Origin of the sequence: Serratia sp. LACPHL-BACT-2024-00286 (genome assembly GCF_043109535.1) — a bacterium.
Taxonomy (GTDB): domain Bacteria; phylum Pseudomonadota; class Gammaproteobacteria; order Enterobacterales; family Enterobacteriaceae; genus Serratia; species Serratia sarumanii.
Genome location: NZ_JBICNA010000001.1, coordinates 1,281,005 through 1,297,944 on the forward strand (window position 1 = coordinate 1,281,005; position 16,940 = coordinate 1,297,944).

Below are 16,940 nucleotides of genomic sequence, written 5' to 3' on the forward strand. Positions count from 1 at the left end.
GTGCAAGCCGCCGGCGAGCGTGCCCCTTTCGTGCGCCGGCAAAAACTGCGAGCGGCCGCGCAGTTTGCGGTTTCCGCGTTTCCCGACCATCCTTACTCGGCAATAATGGACATATCCCTATCTCAAGAGGACCTGACATGCAGCTCAGCAGCAAGGTGCGGATGAACCGCCTGTTCAACAACGGCAAGTGCCTGGACGTGGCGATCGATCACGGCATCGCCAACGAACCGGATTTCTTGATCGGCCTGGAAGATATCGAACGGGTGATGGGCAACCTGATCGCCGCGCGCCCCGACGCCATTCAGGTCAACTACGGCCAGGCGGATCTGCTGCAGCGCGCGCCGCAGCGCGAAAAACCGGCGCTGGTGATGCGCACCGACGTCGGCAACGCCTATAACGCCGCCCGCCACCGCGAGATGTGGGCAGTGCTGCACAATCCGGAGGCGCCAATCCTGGCGGCGCTGCAAATGGACGCCGCCGCGGTGGTGGTCAATCTGTATATGATCCCGGATGAGCCCGGCATTTTCCGCCAGTGCGTGGAGAACATCGGCCGCCTGCGCCACGCCTGCGACCAATACGCCATGCCGCTGATGATCGAACCGCTGGTGATGGCCCCGGCCGGCCAGGGCGCCGCCTACGGCTCGCTCGGCGACGTGGAGAAGATCGTGCCGCTGGTGCGGCTGGCGCGCGAACTGGGTGCCGACATCATCAAGGCCGATCCAACCGAGCGGGTGGAAGATTTTCACCGCGTGGTGGAAGCGGCGCGCTGCCCGACGCTGGTGCGCGGCGGCGGCAAGGGGGAGCTGGGGCCGGTGCTGGAGAAATCCGCCGCGCTGATGGCCCAGGGTGCCTCCGGCATGGTTTACGGCCGCAACGTCTATCAACACAGCAATCCGTCGCAGGTGGTGCGCGCGTTGATGGCAATCATCCATCAGGGCGCCAGCGGCCAACAGGCGCTGGAGATCTACCACCAGCAGTGACCCGCTTTTGTAACTAAAATAAGCCCCCCGCTCCCCGGCAGCATGCTATAACCTGCTGCCGGTAACTGCAGCTTGCCTCATTCCTCGCTAGAATACGCCGTGATATCGCCATTCGGAGAACCGCCATGCCAAAACAACGGGTGCCGCTCAAGCTGAGCACCTCCATCACGCTGATGGTATCCGCCATCATCGCTTCGGTGCTGCTGGTGGTGTTCGCACTGTTTTTCGTGCAGATGAGCCGCGAGGGGCAAGATCAGCTGCAGCAGAAAGCCATCGCCGTCGCCAATACGCTGGCGCTCTCCAGCACCGTGGTTGACGGCCTGCAGCGGCGCGATCAAAGCGGCGCCATTCAACGCTTCGCCGAGCAGGTGCGCCATCAAAACGAGCTGCTGTTCGTGGTGGTGGTGGATATGCAGGGCATCCGCTATTCGCACCCCAAACCCTGGCTGATCGGCCAGCATTTTATCGGCGACGATCTGGCGCCCGCGCTGCAAGGCACCGTCAACAGCGCCATCAACCGCGGCACGCTGGCCCCGGCGCTGCGGGTGTTCGTGCCGGTGTATGACGCGCAGAAACAGCAAATCGGCGTGGTGGCGCTCGGCATCGCGCTGGACACCGTGCAGCGGGTGGTGGCGGAAAGCCGCTGGATCATCTATTGGACCATCGCCTTCGCCGCCCTGGTCGGCAGCCTGGGCACCTTCTTCCTGGTCTCCGCACTCAAGCGCATCATGCTGGGTTTCGAGCCTTACGAAATCTCCAACCTGTTCGAACAGCGCAACGCCATGCTGCAATCGATTAAAGAAGGCGTGATCGCGGTCGATAATGAATCCCGCATCACCATCGTCAACGACGAGGCCAAGCGCCTGCTGCGCCAGAGCGGCCCGGTGGAAAACCTGCTGCTGGAAGCCGCCAGCAAGCATTGGCCGGCGCAGCTGCATCTGGCGGAGGTGCTGGCCAGCGGCAAACCGCTGCGCGATCGGCAGATCGGCTTCAACGGCAGCGAACTGCTGACCAATACCGTCCCGGTGATCGTCAACGGCCAGGTGACCGGCGCCATCGCCACCTTCCGCGACAAGACCGAGGTCAGCCGCCTGCTGCAGCGCCTGAGCGGCATGGCGCACTACGCCGATGCGCTGCGGGTGCAGTCGCACGAATTTATGAACAAGCTGCACGTGATACTCGGCATGCTGCACATGAAGGCCTACCAGCAGTTGGAAAACTACATCATCAATACCGCCAGCAACTATCAGGAAGAGATCGGCGCGCTGCTGCGCAAGATCCACTCGCCGGAAGTGGCGGGCTTCTTCATCGGCAAAATCAGCCGCGCCCACGAAGCCGGTGTTGAGCTGACCATCGAGGAAACCAGCCTGCTGCCGGAAACCGACGATGCGGAAACCACCCACGTGCTGATCAGCGTGCTCGGCAACCTGATCGAAAACGCCATCGACGCCATCGACGGCGTTGAGGGCCACGAGATCGGCCTGAGCTTCCATCATCACGACGATCAATTACACTGTATCGTCAGCGACGACGGCCCCGGCATCGATCCGGCGATCGGCGCGCGCATCTTCGAACACGGATTTTCCACCAAGGGAACCGGACGCGGCATCGGCCTGGCGCTGATCCGCAGCCATCTGGAGAAACTGGGCGGCAACATCGATTTCGAGTCCGAACCGGGCGAGCTGACCCAATTTTTCGTGCACCTTCCCTATCAGGCCAAGAGCAGAACCCATGATTAACGTACTGATTGTCGACGACGACCCGATGGTGGCGGAGCTGAACAAATACTACCTGAGCCAGGTCGGCGGTTTTCACTGCCAGGCGACGGTCGCCACTCTGAGCCAGGCGCGCGCGCTGCTGGCCGATGCCGGCGTCAGCATCGATTTGGTGCTGTTGGATATCTACATGCAGCAGGAGAACGGGCTGGATCTGCTGCCCGGCCTGCGCGAACTGGGCGAGAAGACCGACGTGATCATCATCTCCTCCGCCAGCGACGTGAACACGGTGCAAAAAGCGCTGCACTACGGGGTGGTGGATTATCTGATCAAACCGTTCCAGTTCAGCCGCTTCAAGGAGGCGCTGAGCCACTACCGGCAGCAGTCGCAGCTGTTGGCGCAGCGCGAGTTTTCGCAGGCCGACGTCGACAGCCTGCTGCGCCGCCAGCCCGGCGGCCAGGAGAGCAAAAAGCTGCCGAAGGGGCTGACCAGCATCACCCTGAGCACGGTCTGCGAGTGGATCGAACAGCAGCACGATAACGAGTTTTCCACCGACAATCTGGCCAACGCCATCGGCATTTCGCGGGTGTCCTGCCGCAAGTACCTCATCTATCTGGCGGAGAGCGGTATTCTCGGCACCCGTATTCTGTACGGCGCCACCGGCCGCCCGGTCTATCTGTATCAGCTGAAACCGGACGCGATCGCCATGCTGAAGGAGCATTGCCGCCCGGCCTAAACGACGCCGGGCGCTGATGGCGCCCGGACGATTAATGTTAGAAGCTGTGCGTGTAACACTTCGCCTCGCGGTGAGGATCTTTCGAGTGTCTCCGCAGGCAGCGCTGCTTTTTCTGCTGCTGCTCCAGGTTCCGCTGCTGCCGCTCGGCGGTCTCTGCCGCCTCGCGCTGCTGTTCGCGCGCAATCGCCTGCTCGTTGGCCAGCGTCAGGTTATCGACATTCCACACCTTGTGGCGCAATGCGTCGCGCTTTTTCTGGTACTCCTCGGTGACCTTACTGTCCTTCGGCGGCGCCGCATGGTATTCCAAATCCACCCGCGCCTGCGCGAAGCAGCAGCTACACAAGGCCACGCCGGCCAACACAATCCTTTTCATCAATGACTCCTTTTACATCGCTTGACTCTGCGCGCACGCCGGTTCAACAACCGTTTGGCGATGCCGGCGGCTTTTCCTCTGAACGGGGCGCGCGCTGCCCGCCGGTGACGGGCGCTTTGCCGGGCTCGATACCGCACTCCGCCAAGCGCGCCAACTCCTCCGCATCGCGCTCTGTCGGCGTCGCTTCCTCACTCATTTCCTGCCGCAGATCCTGCGCCAACGCTTTCAGGCGCTTTTGAAACAGCACCGGCGACACGCCTTCGCACGGCCTGTCGTAACGCGCCGCGCCGGCGCTTTGGCTTAGCGGCAATAACAGCAAGAGAAAGATCGCGGCCATCTCCTTCGCCATGGGCAACTCCTTTGATTACGCCGAAATAAACCGGCGGCTCCCTATAAGGAAAACGAATTGTCTGTTAACGCAATGAATGGTTGGGCCACGGCAGAATAACGCAGGAAAGGTAAACCCTCCGACAATATCGGCAGAATGCGCGCATTAATTTGGCTGAATATATTTAGCGGATTAACGATCGAATATTTTCGCCCCATCAAAGGTGCCGCCAATGCCGACGTTTCCTTCATGTAATACCGAGGAGGCGGACTCACCCGCCATGATGCGTTGCCGCTGCTCCCGCGTGGCAGGCTGCGGCTGAGACCAGTCTGGGGACGTCGACGTCGGCTGAATCGCGCTGCAGCCGCTCAACAAAAACAACGATACCGTGGCACAATAACGCCATGTCATAATTTCCTCCTTAAAGGAAATAAAATACCCGCAGCCGGCGGCAAGGGTAAATAAAAAAATGACTTTCTTTAGTTTAATAACCGCCGTTATTTCACCATCCGACTGCCGATGTCAATCACCCGGTTCGTCTGTTAACCCAAAATAAACATTTTCGCTTAGCCACCCGATAATTCGCAGGCAATAAAAAAGGCCGGGCTAACCCGACCTTGTTTGACCGCTCGACGCGCTTAGACCAGCTCGATCACGTCGAAGTTGGCTTCGCCGCTCAGATCGGCGTCGTAGTCAACGCCCTGCAGGCCAAAGCCGAACAGGCGCAGGAATTCCGCCTTGTAGCCCTGGTAATCGGTCAGTTCGTTGATGTTGTTGTCGTTCAGCTGCTGCCAGATGGCACGGCAGGTTTCCTGCACTTCGTCGCGCAGTTCCCAGTCATCCAGACGCAGGCGGTGTTTCTCGTCGGTGTCCGGCGCCGCGCCGCTGTACAGCTTGGTGGCGAACAGACGCTGGATCTGCTCGATGCAGCCTTCGTGAATGCCCTGCTCCTTCATGATTTTGAACACGATGGAGATATACAGCGGCATCACCGGAATGGCAGAGGAAGCCTGAGTCACCACCGACTTGAGCACCGCAACGTAAGCCGCGCCGCCTTTGGCCTGCAGCTTCTGGTTGATGGCGTGCGCCGCGCGATCCAGATCTTCTTTCGCCTTGCCCAGCGTGCCGTGCCAGTAGATTGGCCAGGTCAGATTGGTACCGATGTAGGAGTAAGCGACAGACTGCGCGTTATCCGCCAGCACGCCCGCTTCGTCCAGCGCGTCCATCCACAGCTGCCAGTCCTGGCCGCCCATCACCTTCACGGTGTCGGCGATTTCTTGCTCGTTGGCCGGCTCGACCACGGCTTCAACCAGCACGTCTTTGTTGGTGTCCAGCGCGACGGATTTGTACGGTTCGCCGATCGGCTTCAGTGCGGAACGCACCACTTCGCCGGTTTCCGGCATCTTACGCACCGGCGAAGCCAGCGAGTAAACCACCAGGTCAACCTGACCCAGGTCTTTTTTGATCAGATCGATCACGGTCTGACGGCACTCGTTGGAGAATGCGTCGCCGTTGATGCTTTTCGCGTACAGGCCTTCTTCTTTAGCTGCCTTGTCGAAACCGGCGGAGTTGTACCAACCGGCGGAACCGGTTTTGCCTTCACTGCCAGGCTTCTCGAAAAATACGCCGATGGTGGCCGCACCGCTGCCGAAAGCGGCATTGATGCGCGAGGCCAGACCGTAACCGGTGGATGCACCAATGACCAGCACCTTTTTAGGCCCGTTTTTCAGTTCGCCGCGCGACTTAACGTAGGCGATTTGCTCACGGACGTTGGCTTCACAGCCTGCCGGGTGAGCGGTGGTGCAGATAAAACCACGAATTTTAGGTTTGATAATCATAGTAATTTTTTCTTGGTAGCTAAAAACCGAAGGACAATATACCTGATTTTCTCAATATACTTAAGAAAGTGCGAAAACAAGCGCAGTGAACAGACCAGTCGGCAAGCCCGCCGCCGAGGCATGTCATGATGGTAAAGGGATAATCATGGCAGGCCGGATTGCGATTACCCGGCCTGTCGAGGGTCACGCCTTGTTCTTTTCCAACTGCTCAATCAGCGTGTAACGCAGCGATGAGGCATCGGCCGGCACGTTCTTTACCGGAGTAACGCGCACTTTCAGCCGATACTGATAGCCCGGTTCGAAGGTGAAACCTTCGATGCCGGTATAGAACAACTCCCACGGCTGCTGCGCGGAGCGGCGCACCTGCATGCACTTCATCGGGGCGACGCCCACGCAGTCCACCAGCGCACTGTTCACCAGCAACACTTCCGTTTGGCCGCCTTTCTCGTTTGCGGGCTGATTCATCGAGGTTCCCTCCTGGCTGCAGCCGGCCAGTGCGGCCAACGCAACAAATAACAACGCTTTAATTTTCAATGTACTGCACCAATAGTCATGTAGGTCGGGCGATCCTAACAAATTGGCCGGGTGAATTGAACCTTGCTGCGCGCCGGTGGCGGCGCCATTCATCGTAAAGAACGTCTTGTTAAGCGAAATGACTCACGCAGGAATATCAATCTCCGGCACGCTTATCAGCCTGGTAAATACCTGCAAATAAATCCCCTGTTCTTATCCGAACCGGTAATTATCCCCGCCGTTTTTTCTGTTAAAAACAGCTGGCTTGCGCAAGCTATACGCCATTTAACCGAATCGATAAAGAGGGAGTTTTATGCAAGAGATCGAGGCTAAATATTTTCACCTGATCGCCGGCGCAGGTAACTTTGCCAACAACCGCGGCAGCAATGGACGCGTCAACAACAACGGTGGCAACAAGAACAACAGCAGCAGCACAGCAATAAAGGCGGCAATACCTGCTCACGCTCAGCTGTTTTAACTAATCAGAGCTCCGGCTGAGTCTTTCCGTTCAGTCGGCGCTTTCAGCATTTCGGTGATAACAATGTTTAAACTGTTCCGTACCTTGTGCCTGCTGCTCGGCTTTTGGATCGCCACCCTGCTGCTCAGCGGCGCAGGGGTCTCTTTTACTCACGGCTACGCCGCGCCGAAAAACCTGTCGCATTTCGTCGTCTCGCTGGTGGTGGTCGGCGCCATCCTGCTGTGGACCCATAAATTGCTGCGGTTCTTTTTTGCCGAGAAATTTGAGAAGAAGCCGCGTTAAGCCGTGTTCTCATTTTGGCTGTCGCCCGCAATGGTAAAACCGGCATCGCGAATTGCCGCCTTCACCTGCCTGGCGTCCATCACCGCCGTTTTCACATAGCCAAAGAAGGCTACCCGTGCGCCGGGCAAACGGATTGGCGTCGCCAGTTGGTCATTGAGCTCACGATTGCGCTGCGCCATCAGCTCGGCGCGCGCCTGCCAAAACGCGGCGGGATCGGTTGGGGTTTCAGTCGCGGTTTCGAACAGCGACGCCAATTCGCTTAGCGCCTCCCACTCCGCCAACAGGGCGGCAACCACTTCGGGGTTGGCCATCTGCCCCCAGTCAGAGGGTAAAGCCCCCTCACGCCACGCCTCGAGATAACCGGGCAGCGCCCTCTTCAACTGGCTCAACCGATCGTTCAACACAGGTTTCCTTTTATAACGCCTAATGCCTTGATATTCCCCATAATGCCACTCTCATTTAACCGGTGATGGGAGCAATGACCGGAGCTTATCAGTGCCATAAATGACGTAATGACTTTTGGTGCGGCTAAATTAGCGATATGTGCGGATGGGGAGTGAGGAGCTGAGGTGTTACGACTGGAAAGAGAAACCGAAGTTTTATTGGCGCTTTAAGTGGAATTCCCTTATAAATCAATCACACAAAAAAAGACCGAATACGATTCCTTTATACGAAAGAGAATGAAAATATCCTTTTTTAACAATGTGTTACCAAGCATTTAGTCTTTGCAATCCCTTGCTATACCTTGCATTCCCTGCCTTTAATTTCAAATAGTTACCAGAACCCTCGGAGCAATTCGGAATAATTTAGGTACTAAAACTCTCAATCACAAAGGCTAATATACTCGCGCTCGCGGAAGATCACTCAGCCGTGTCGTGTATGCCGGCGACAGTAGCTCACGTTTCATTGACCACGCCTGGTGCGCCCCTTGACCAGCAAACCACAGTTTCGACCTGCCCGAATTGTTGATCCGATCAATCACGCCCATAAGTTGTTCACTGTTATGCCGTGGTTTGTACTCATCGAACAGCCCTAACTGAGCCACTCCTTGACTATAAAAATCCTGCAGCATCACCCCGCCTTTTTGATACCGATGGCCGGGTTGCCAAATCGCATCAAGGCAACGCATAGCCGCAGCGATAATGTCCCGAGTATCCTGCGTTGGTGTGCTCAATTTTATGCTTGCGGTGTTGCCATAGTATTCCTCATTGATGGCGAATGGGCTGGTTTTGAGCCACGCGCTGACATGCCGACAATACTGGTGCTCTTCCCTCAACTTCTCAGCGGCACGCGTCGCATACATGCAAATTGCCTGATGCATCTGATCATACTCGGTGATCCGGTCACCGAAGCTGCGGCTGCAGATGATCTGTTGTTTTGTCGGCGCAAACTCCTCCAGCTCAAGACAAGGCTGGCCGCGTAACTCTCGCACCGTTCGCTCTATCACAACGCTGAAATGCTTGCGGATCATCGTTGTGCTTGCATCGGCCAGTTGTAGTGCCGTTTCAATCCCCATCATGTTGAGCTTTTTCGATATCCGGCGCCCGATACCCCAGACCTCATCGACAGACACGAGGTCCATCAATTTGCGCTGGCGCCCTTCATTGGACAGATCCACTACTCCGCCAGTCTTGTCCCACTTTTTCGCCGCGAAGTTTGCCAGCTTTGCTAACGTCTTGGTTTGGGCTATGCCAACGCCCACAGTTAGCCCTGTATTGCGAAACACTTTCGCTCTCACCTGGCGGCCAAAAGTATCCAGATCGATACAGTTACGAACGCCAGTCAGATCGAGGAAACTTTCGTCAATTGAATATACTTCTACGCGTGGTGCCATCTCTTCTAAAACAGCCATCACACGCTGAGACATGTCGGCGTATAGCTCATAATTACTGCTAAACGCGATGCCTCCCGCGCGCTCAAATTCACGCTTAATTTTGAAATAGGGCTCTCCCATTTTTAGCCCTAACGCCTTCGCCTCCTTGCTTCTTGCTACGACGCATCCGTCATTATTCGACAGAACGACAACAGGACGCCCTCGCAGATCTGGGCGCCACAACGTTTCACAACTCGCGTAGAAGCTGTTCACATCAGCAAGCGCATACATCACTTGAGCCTCGTTATCGAAGACACAACAACGCCCATCACCTCCAGATCGTCGCCGCCGTCATGGAGCAAGATCGGCTCATACTTCGGGTTCATGGGTTCCAATTGTGCGCGGGGGTGCAAACAGAGGCGCTTCACTGTGAACTCGCCGGCTATGCTGGCAATCACAATATCGCCATGTGCAGGGCTGATGCTACGGTCAACCACAAGCATAGAGCCCTCAGTGATCCCGGCCTCAAGCATTGAATCACCTGTCGCATAGAGAAAATAGGTCGCATTGGGATGGCTAATACAATATTCGTTCAGATCGATGCGCGAACTGACGTAATCTGCCGCAGGACTGGGAAACCCCGCCGGCACCTTATCGGCGAACAGCGGGATTTTGAGCTTGGTTGGGTTTGGTGTTGGATAAAAGAAAGTCATAATGTTGCCTTGTTACTGTGTTTTTATACAGTATATGCGCAAGATTTTGACGGGGGAAAGTTCGGATTTTTGTTAGAACGGTAGGATATTGATCGGTAAAGAAAGATAGTTTCTATGAATAGCCGGGTTTCCACCCGGCCCAGCGTTACATACCCAAGCGTGAAGCAAGAATCGCGTCGGATTCGTCGGCAGTGTGAAGACAAAGCATGTCTTGGAATGCCCCGTAGCACGCGCTGACGATGTTATTCGCCAACTGTGTACCACCGATCAACATCGGCGTAGTGTAGCTGCTCAAATCAGCCAGTTTTCCCGTCGCCGCCGGCGCGGAGGTCGCAAGCAACTTCCCTTTCTCGTACCCCTCAATAACCCCTTGAGCCACTTTGAACAGGCCCGCAGATGGCACGTAGTCAGCATAGATATTCGTTGCGGCATTGAGCGCGCCACCACTACCCGCAGGCCATGCGCTATCGCGTGACCCATATCGCCACGCCTCAGTAACTGCGCTGTTGTTCGTTATCATCGTCCGAAGATACGCCATCGGTAAACCTGTCAGATTGTATCCGGCAGTAATTCCGTTATTGTCGGCACGATTGAGGTCGCTCATGCGGCCTGCAATCAAATAAGTCGAACTTTTCTGGATAACAAGATTCGTGCGGCTTTTGAGATACCAGCCCCCACCCGATGTGACCTGAATGATAACCGCGCGCGCAGTGGCATCGTAGGTCATGGGTAGCGGTGGAGTTCCTTGGGAACCCGCGATCAAATCCCCAGCAGAGCCAAGCAGGTTATAAACGGTTTGGACATTTCCAGCACCATCGACTTTTAAACCAAACGCCGGCGCTGCACAGAACGTCGCTCGACTATACATCCCGTTATTCACAAGGAACTCAAACCGCGTAAGACAACCCGGCTCGTCTGGAATAGAGCCACCATCGGCCACCACGCGAGTTTTATAGGCGCTAAATAGCGCCGACGGATCAAGAATGGAAGCTGATAAGTCCAGGGCTGGGCGGAAACCAGAATAACTTTTCCCAGTATTAATAGCTGCTGTCATTTTTAAAATCCTCCGGAAATAGGCAGGCGATCGAGGCACAGCCAGTTGTAAAGGGGGAAAGGTTCGTTATTTCGGGTGATCTATCGTGATTTAATTGGGGATGAATCACGAAAACACGTCAATGGATAAACATAGCCGCTTGAACTTAGCGCGGTATTAGTAAAGCCGATCAGCATGTAATCGTCAGGCGCGGGAGCTTTATCAAACTCAACGCGAATAATGTTACCGTCGACGACGGTGACGCTCTGAACTGATGCGGAGTTTTTCTCGAGACTAATTCCTTGATTCAAACAATCAGCGATGAAGTTGGTATCAATGACGATCGGCGTATATGGGACATCACAGAGCAAATCAACAATATTTCCTGAGACGGAAAGACTTTTTACTTTCAGCCCAGTCCACGTGCCTTTTTTCTCTGCGTTGTACAGATGCCAGTGAATGGCCTGTGCAGTATATTCCCCCTGTAGCACTTTCCCTTTTGCGTTCAGATGACTGAGCGAGTTGTCGTTATAGAGCCAGTTCAGCATGTATTTAGGGCCGTACATAATCGCCGTGTCGGGGTTTTGGCGCACGTATGCGAGTTGGTCAACCGCTGGAACTGAATACGGTTGAACCACGATGCTTTCGCCCGTCGGGTTACCCTCTTCATCAACGGCTCCAGCTTTGGTGTTGCTGCGACTGCCGACCTGCCCGATAACAATCAGGAAATCGTCTGTCTGGCCGGTAATGCCTTTAAAGTCGATTTGAATGCCGGGGAAATAGACGTTTTCTTTTGCGAGATAGTCTCCCGGATTTCGGCAATCACCATTATCGGAATCAGTTTCTCCATGCTCATGAGACAGAAACTTAAATATATATTGCTTACCGACACCGTCCGCAGCACTCTTAGCCATTCGAACAAATTTCAGGCCGTTTTCATATGGCACAGTCCCCCTGCTGATTTGTATGAATGAGCGACCACCAGCCGCAAATCCAGCATGGATATAAATAATATTTCCAACACCCTTGGACATGAGTTTATTGTACATTGGGAGGATATTACCTTGGCGGTATGATGGGTAACTCATATCGTTAAGGTTTGATACGTCATCATTATTTACAGCATTTACATTCTTACCTTCTGGATTTCCGTTTATACCCGCCAATAAGCGACCACGGAATGATTTATCAATATTAACAATGTTCGAATTAGCAGTATCGAACGCTAGATTAAGAGATTGGCCGCAGGCGCCAGCACCGTGAATCACGGTTGCATCAATAGGCATTTCTCGTATAGATGGAACATACATCACGCCAGCCCCAGAAGTAGCATCACCACCTGGCATATAGCTGAATACAAAGCCGCTTGATGTCAGTTCTTGCGCCGTTAACACAGGACGCTCAGACCACACAATATCACCGCGCCACGCAGCTGCAGGAACGCCGCCGACAGTCGTGATTGATGCCAAAGACTCGCCGAGATTATCTTGAAGCGGGCCATCAATGCCGGGAATATGCACACCGCCATCGTCATCAATAGCGAATATTGCCGACTTCATATCCGATGTGAAAATAACGAACTGGAATCCAGCAACACGGCGAGAAAACGTGGTCGAGCAAATCGCGTTCAATCTGTCTTGCAAAACGTCATCAGTGCCGACGATCCGAATATCGCCGTTATTGTTTATTGTTAGCAGTCCGTCAATGCCGTTTTTTGCCACGATAGCGTATTGCAGATCAACGTATCGATTTGCAATGCTCTTCGGCATGAGCTGTTCGATATAATCTTGAATTGAAGACTTTAACCCAGCCAGCCACAACCCAAAATCGTTATCAAGCGCCATTGCTGTCTCAGAAGCGCCGCCGGCACCCTCAACTAACCACTGCCATTGCTCAGATTGATATTGCCGAAGTGAGGCAGTTCGCCTGTTAGTTTCAATCAGACTCGCCAGCAGCGAAATAACAGAGGCGGCAATCTCATCAACGTATTTCCCGTTACTCAGATAGCGGCCCGTTGGCGTCGCTACACCGTTGACGTTTTCATATTCATCAACCCATTGCGTTGAAATGGTCGAGCGAACAGAGAAATAACGCCGCGTTTCAGTGCCAGCGTCGATCGCGGCTTGTGCAGCAGCGACATCAGGATAAGCATCAGCACCAGATTGCGCGATTTCTGCCGCAGCTTCGGCGCGATCTGCTGCACCCGAAGCAATGACTGCATTTTCAGCCACGCCTTCGGCGGCTTCCGCCGCACCAAGTTCAGCCTGAGTAGCTTTTGCGGCGGAATTAGCCGCTGAAATTGCACTACCTTGGGCTGCCTGGGCGTATGCATCACCTGCTGATGCGCCGGCAGTGCGGCGCTGGCCAAGGGTAACAGAAACCCCTACCACGTCAGTGACTGGCAAACCATTATTTGACATGATTTATTTCTCTCTATTAAGCGGTGCGATACCAGCCCATTAATTTGACGTAAGCATTGGTGATATTAATTGAATTCCCAGAGCCAAGGGTTTCTGTTGAACCACTAACATTATGTGAATGCGTACCAATATTTACCGTGTGTGCGTGTTCACCGTCGTCACTTGTATAAGTAAGCGGCCTATGTGAATCATTATCAGACCCAACTATATAGTCTTGGTATGAAGCACCTGGGCCTGCCATGCCAGACCTATGATTATGTCTGCCCTGGGTATCTGTTTGCCGAGAGCCGAGATCTACTTCATCAGCAGTGCCGCTGACAGATAACGCTATATTTGGCAGGTTTTCCTTACTGATGATTATTTGATCCGCCCCACCGGATTCAAGCAAATCACTCCCATCAGGTTTCGATAACCTGATGGTTTTATTCTCACCAAGGTATACCCACGTAGTACCTGGAAAAATTTCGTTAGGGTTTTTATTTTGAGCAAACCAAGCAACCATGCCGACAGGGTGACTAAAATTAATTATTGGTTTTGATAATGCTTTAATCAGTGATTGTAAAACCTTGCTCGTATCACCATCATCCAACACATCATCACCGGAGTTAATGGAAATGAAATCACCTAATACGGATGACATCACGGATGATTGCCGCCATACCTTGTTAAGTTCTTCACTTTTTGCGACACCAGAGGTAAATCCCGCCCCTACAGCGGGTAGTGATTCATATTCATTCTGTGATAACACGTTCGCATACTCACCGATGGCAAACGGTTTAAATTCATTCTTCGCCATTTATCCCTCCACAACTTCATAATTTACGGCGATCCCCATCGGTTTAATCGAGAGATACCCCTGCCGAATAATTTCTTTCGTGATTGCCGGTATTACGGCCCCTCGAGCTGTGATCGTCATGCTCATGTCGAGATTGTCCGAAAAAGTGATCGTGATACCGCCTTTCGGATAAATAGCCGCCAGAACGGCGGGCAGCGTTTCTACAGTACCGTCCCAGTTGTTGGCGCCGATTTTTGCACGCAGTACCGTTCGATAGGTGTCGTCATCCATATCGATATACTCGTCGCCGTAGTCGTAGCGCCCCTTCCATGTCCCAAGGTCGAAACCCAGATCGGGATCATCGAACGAAAAATAATGGCTCACTGCCGGTGCACGTATGCGACGCCCGCGCCCCACCCACAGGCCGATTACATCGAGCTGGGCGCCAATGGCGCTGTCAAGGTCAAACGCCGGCACGATGCCGCGCGTGCTGTCCTGTTGACGTGCGAACGCCTCAGTGACCGCACTGACGGTGGCGAAGTAGTTGGGGAATTGGCAGTGATAAGCGGGTATTAATGCGGTGTATTTGTTGGTCATCATGCCACCGTGATAATTGCGATATTCTCCGGCGAACAGGTCGCAGACTCGTTAAACAGGATCGGAATGTTGGCCTCGCTCATCGTGACTGCATCTTTTCCAATGCTCACCGTCATCAGGTCATAGGTTTTCCCGCTGGCGGCATTTCCCAGCGTGGCGGGAACATAGAGCCGGGAAAAATAAACGGTGTCACCGATGTAAAGCGTGTTGATGTAGTCAGACACGGCTTTTTTTATGTCTTCGCCGATGTCGCTGGTGTAGCCAGGAAGCACCTTAATTTTGATAGCGGCGTAAATCGGAACTTTGGTCGGCCGGAAAAAATGGATCGGCTTGTCTGTGCCATAGGCATCTTTGACGATCACCGTCGTCGTGCCGAACGTCGGCGCGCCTGGCGATTTTTTCACGGAGATGATTTTGGCAATTTCTTCAGCGTCACCGCCATCCACAACCATCGAAACCGCATGCGCCGGCACGCCGTTGATGTCAGTTTCCGAAGTGTCGTTGTCGTAGCCCTTATAGCGCGTCACGCCGGTGACATTGGCAATGGCGCCTATCAGCCCCTCCATGACCGTTCGTGACGGTAGCGCGACGCTGAGCGCCTGGCGCTGGCGGAGCTCTGCGTCAGTTTCTACCGGCTTACCGGCGGTGGCCGCTTCAGGGTTCGTGACGGATTGCCAGCCGCGCGTAGGTGTGGCGATTTGCGAAACATCGCCGGGCAGCGCGGTGATGGCGCCTGCCTTCTGCGCCGTCGCGGTTACCACCGCCTGGCCGTGAATATCGAGCTCCACCTCTGCAGGTAAATCCCAGAGGTTCCCAGCGCTATCGCGTACTGAGGCATTTCTGATAACTATGCCAACCTGGCCGATCAGCTTCACGTCAACCGTGGAATTTGACGGCGCCTTTCGGCTGATGCCGTTGATTTTGACGTTACTCGCCAACCCCGCGCCGGTGCCGGTCGCCGGGCTAAACGCATTCCAGGTGGTGATCGCCGCATTGTTACCTCCGTGCATCGCGTAGGCGATCAGCGACAACAGCACGCCGTCTTTGCTGTCTGGCTCGATGTAGATGTCATCGCCATAAATGCCGCGAAAAATCGTCTGCCACCCGGTGAGGATGGTCTGGAATTCAGGCGCGCTCATCCCTGCCGCCGTTATTTTTGGCAGCATCGAATCGATAATGTCTTCATACATAGGTGGTTACCGAGGTTTGGCCGAAGGCAGTGTTTAAAGTGGCGGTGATCAAAAGGTCGCGCGTATCGACATCGCGCTGGCTCTGGTACTCGACGATCTCGGTCACGTTCGGCGTGCCGAGGATGCGCTCGCGGATCACGATGTCATAGAGGCCCGACGTGTATTTGCCGAGTATCTGCGTCCAGTCGGTGCCGGCGGTGGTATCGAGGAACCATTCGCCCTTTCGCAGCTGCAGGCGGCTGATCACTGCCATGCCCACAGCCTCGGGCGTGTCAATGAAGAAATCACCCTCGCCGCGCCCGAAGCTGTAATCGCCGTTCTTGTCTTCTTTCCGGTATCTCACTGCGGGCCTCCCGTCTGGCCGCCGCCGATTTCTACACCACCGTGCTTGTGCGTCTGCAGGCTGATGCCCCCGGCGTTGACGTCGTTCGTCACGTTGACCGGCCCCAGCATTGTCGCCGTGCCGCCACCGTCACCCATGCCCTGCGACAGGTTGCCGTTAATCGTCACGTTGCCGTTGAGTACGATCTCGGGGGAGTTGATCTCCGTGCCGCCCTGCGCGCTGGCGGTCAGCTTGCCTGGCGTGGTGACGTTAACGGCATGGCTGCCTGGGTCGAGTTCGATAAATGCGGCGCCATCGTCGGTGCGCAGCTGTGCTGTACTGGTGCTGATGTTTGCTATTTTTTGGGCGCAGGACTGTAAGCCGAGGATCGCAATTCCATCCGCAAGATCATGCATACGGCCGTCTACCGGTTCCTGAACCCCGCCGTTCTGCCACCAAAAATCGATACAGCGGTCTGAAAAAACAAGCAGGCACTCATCCCCCGCCTTAACCGGAAACGTCAGCGTGACGCCGCCGCCACGCGGGAAAATGACTGGGATATCCACCAGCAGCGGCAGGCTGGAGGAATTACCGCCGCCGATACTGTCCGGCTCGTAACCCTTCACTGATGGCAACACGACGCATGTAGGAGCTCTTGTCTCATCTCCCGGGTCAAAGGATTGAATGATGCCGGGGATCGATACGCGCATTCCCGCGTTGATGGCGTCGATCAGCGCCTGGTCGGCCTGCTGCTTATCGCCGATTTGAGATGTAAGGGATACGGGCATGAATTTTCCCCATAAAAAAACCCGCCGAAGCGGGTTGTACGAATGC

The 16,940-nt window shown here is 54.9% G+C and carries 20 protein-coding genes; 5 read left to right on the forward strand and 15 right to left on the reverse strand.

Going from position 1 to position 16,940, the window contains the following annotated elements; genetic code table 11:
- Positions 1–137: 137 nt before the first annotated feature.
- The 3 genes from ACF8MC_RS06065 to dcuR all read left to right on the forward strand — a co-directional run bounded on the left by ACF8MC_RS06065 (position 138) and on the right by dcuR (position 3,431).
- Positions 138–980 carry a class I fructose-bisphosphate aldolase gene (locus tag ACF8MC_RS06065; protein ID WP_047727766.1) on the forward strand — a complete coding sequence of 281 codons (843 nt, stop codon included), beginning with the start codon at positions 138–140 and terminating at the stop codon, positions 978–980.
- A gap of 125 nt (positions 981–1,105) precedes the next feature.
- Entirely contained in the window at positions 1,106–2,719 is a 1,614-nt protein-coding gene (locus ACF8MC_RS06070; protein ID WP_164105077.1) for a sensor histidine kinase, read from the forward strand.
- Positions 2,712–3,431, forward strand: coding sequence for a two-component system response regulator DcuR (dcuR, locus tag ACF8MC_RS06075; protein ID WP_033638121.1), 720 nt, complete (start codon positions 2,712–2,714; stop codon positions 3,429–3,431). The genes ACF8MC_RS06070 and dcuR overlap by 8 nt, the downstream gene beginning before the upstream one ends.
- Before the next feature lie 37 nt (positions 3,432–3,468).
- On the opposite strand, the gene ACF8MC_RS06080 is transcribed toward dcuR, so the two are convergent.
- The 5 genes from ACF8MC_RS06080 to ACF8MC_RS06100 form a co-directional block, all read right to left on the reverse strand.
- The gene (locus ACF8MC_RS06080; RefSeq protein WP_033638120.1) at positions 3,469–3,804 is read right to left on the reverse strand and encodes a hypothetical protein; all 336 of its coding nucleotides are present in this window, start codon (positions 3,802–3,804) and stop codon (positions 3,469–3,471) included.
- A gap of 43 nt (positions 3,805–3,847) precedes the next feature.
- Complete coding sequence (locus ACF8MC_RS06085) at positions 3,848–4,153, reverse strand: hypothetical protein (protein WP_047568025.1); 306 nt, start codon at positions 4,151–4,153, stop codon at positions 3,848–3,850.
- Positions 4,154–4,324: 171 nt separating this feature from the next.
- Positions 4,325–4,543, reverse strand: a complete 219-nt coding sequence (locus tag ACF8MC_RS06090) for a hypothetical protein (protein WP_033646423.1) — start codon at positions 4,541–4,543, stop codon at positions 4,325–4,327.
- 227 nt (positions 4,544–4,770) lie between these two features.
- Entirely contained in the window at positions 4,771–5,970 is a 1,200-nt protein-coding gene (fabV, locus tag ACF8MC_RS06095; RefSeq protein ID WP_060438789.1) for an enoyl-ACP reductase FabV, read from the reverse strand.
- Between the two features lie 183 nt (positions 5,971–6,153).
- The gene (locus tag ACF8MC_RS06100; RefSeq protein WP_164105076.1) at positions 6,154–6,504 is read right to left on the reverse strand and encodes a DUF4377 domain-containing protein; all 351 of its coding nucleotides are present in this window, start codon (positions 6,502–6,504) and stop codon (positions 6,154–6,156) included.
- Positions 6,505–6,796: 292 nt separating this feature from the next.
- Between ACF8MC_RS06100 and ACF8MC_RS06105 the strand changes: the two genes are divergently transcribed.
- Entirely contained in the window at positions 6,797–6,961 is a 165-nt protein-coding gene (locus ACF8MC_RS06105; protein ID WP_154609290.1) for a hypothetical protein, read from the forward strand.
- Between the two features lie 63 nt (positions 6,962–7,024).
- Positions 7,025–7,243 carry a hypothetical protein gene (locus tag ACF8MC_RS06110; RefSeq protein WP_004940942.1) on the forward strand — a complete coding sequence of 73 codons (219 nt, stop codon included), beginning with the start codon at positions 7,025–7,027 and terminating at the stop codon, positions 7,241–7,243.
- On the opposite strand, the gene ACF8MC_RS06115 is transcribed toward ACF8MC_RS06110, so the two are convergent.
- The 10 genes from ACF8MC_RS06115 to ACF8MC_RS06160 all read right to left on the reverse strand — a co-directional run bounded on the left by ACF8MC_RS06115 (position 7,240) and on the right by ACF8MC_RS06160 (position 16,894).
- Positions 7,240–7,644, reverse strand: coding sequence for a hypothetical protein (locus ACF8MC_RS06115; protein WP_164097468.1), 405 nt, complete (start codon positions 7,642–7,644; stop codon positions 7,240–7,242). The genes ACF8MC_RS06110 and ACF8MC_RS06115 overlap by 4 nt on opposite strands.
- Before the next feature lie 434 nt (positions 7,645–8,078).
- A complete protein-coding gene (gene umuC / locus ACF8MC_RS06120) occupies positions 8,079–9,347 on the reverse strand; it encodes a translesion error-prone DNA polymerase V subunit UmuC (RefSeq protein ID WP_287146057.1) in 1,269 nt (422 codons plus the stop codon).
- Positions 9,347–9,769, reverse strand: coding sequence for a translesion error-prone DNA polymerase V autoproteolytic subunit (gene umuD, locus ACF8MC_RS06125; protein WP_033637997.1), 423 nt, complete (start codon positions 9,767–9,769; stop codon positions 9,347–9,349). Before umuD ends, umuC begins: the two co-directional genes overlap by 1 nt.
- A 145-nt stretch (positions 9,770–9,914) precedes the next feature.
- Entirely contained in the window at positions 9,915–10,823 is a 909-nt protein-coding gene (locus ACF8MC_RS06130; protein WP_287146060.1) for a hypothetical protein, read from the reverse strand.
- A gap of 80 nt (positions 10,824–10,903) precedes the next feature.
- On the reverse strand, positions 10,904–13,222 hold the full coding sequence (locus ACF8MC_RS06135) for a hypothetical protein (RefSeq protein WP_353038805.1): 2,319 nt from the start codon (positions 13,220–13,222) through the stop codon (positions 10,904–10,906).
- A 16-nt stretch (positions 13,223–13,238) separates the two neighbouring features.
- Positions 13,239–14,018, reverse strand: a complete 780-nt coding sequence (locus ACF8MC_RS06140) for a hypothetical protein (protein ID WP_287146064.1) — start codon at positions 14,016–14,018, stop codon at positions 13,239–13,241.
- Positions 14,019–14,597, reverse strand: coding sequence for a DUF2612 domain-containing protein (locus ACF8MC_RS06145; protein ID WP_392423160.1), 579 nt, complete (start codon positions 14,595–14,597; stop codon positions 14,019–14,021).
- Positions 14,594–15,784 carry a baseplate J/gp47 family protein gene (locus ACF8MC_RS06150; RefSeq protein WP_287146067.1) on the reverse strand — a complete coding sequence of 397 codons (1,191 nt, stop codon included), beginning with the start codon at positions 15,782–15,784 and terminating at the stop codon, positions 14,594–14,596. Before ACF8MC_RS06150 ends, ACF8MC_RS06145 begins: the two co-directional genes overlap by 4 nt.
- A complete protein-coding gene (locus ACF8MC_RS06155) occupies positions 15,777–16,127 on the reverse strand; it encodes a hypothetical protein (protein WP_287146068.1) in 351 nt (116 codons plus the stop codon). The genes ACF8MC_RS06150 and ACF8MC_RS06155 overlap by 8 nt, the downstream gene beginning before the upstream one ends.
- Entirely contained in the window at positions 16,124–16,894 is a 771-nt protein-coding gene (locus tag ACF8MC_RS06160; protein ID WP_287146070.1) for a Gp138 family membrane-puncturing spike protein, read from the reverse strand. Before ACF8MC_RS06160 ends, ACF8MC_RS06155 begins: the two co-directional genes overlap by 4 nt.
- Positions 16,895–16,940: the final 46 nt, after the last annotated feature.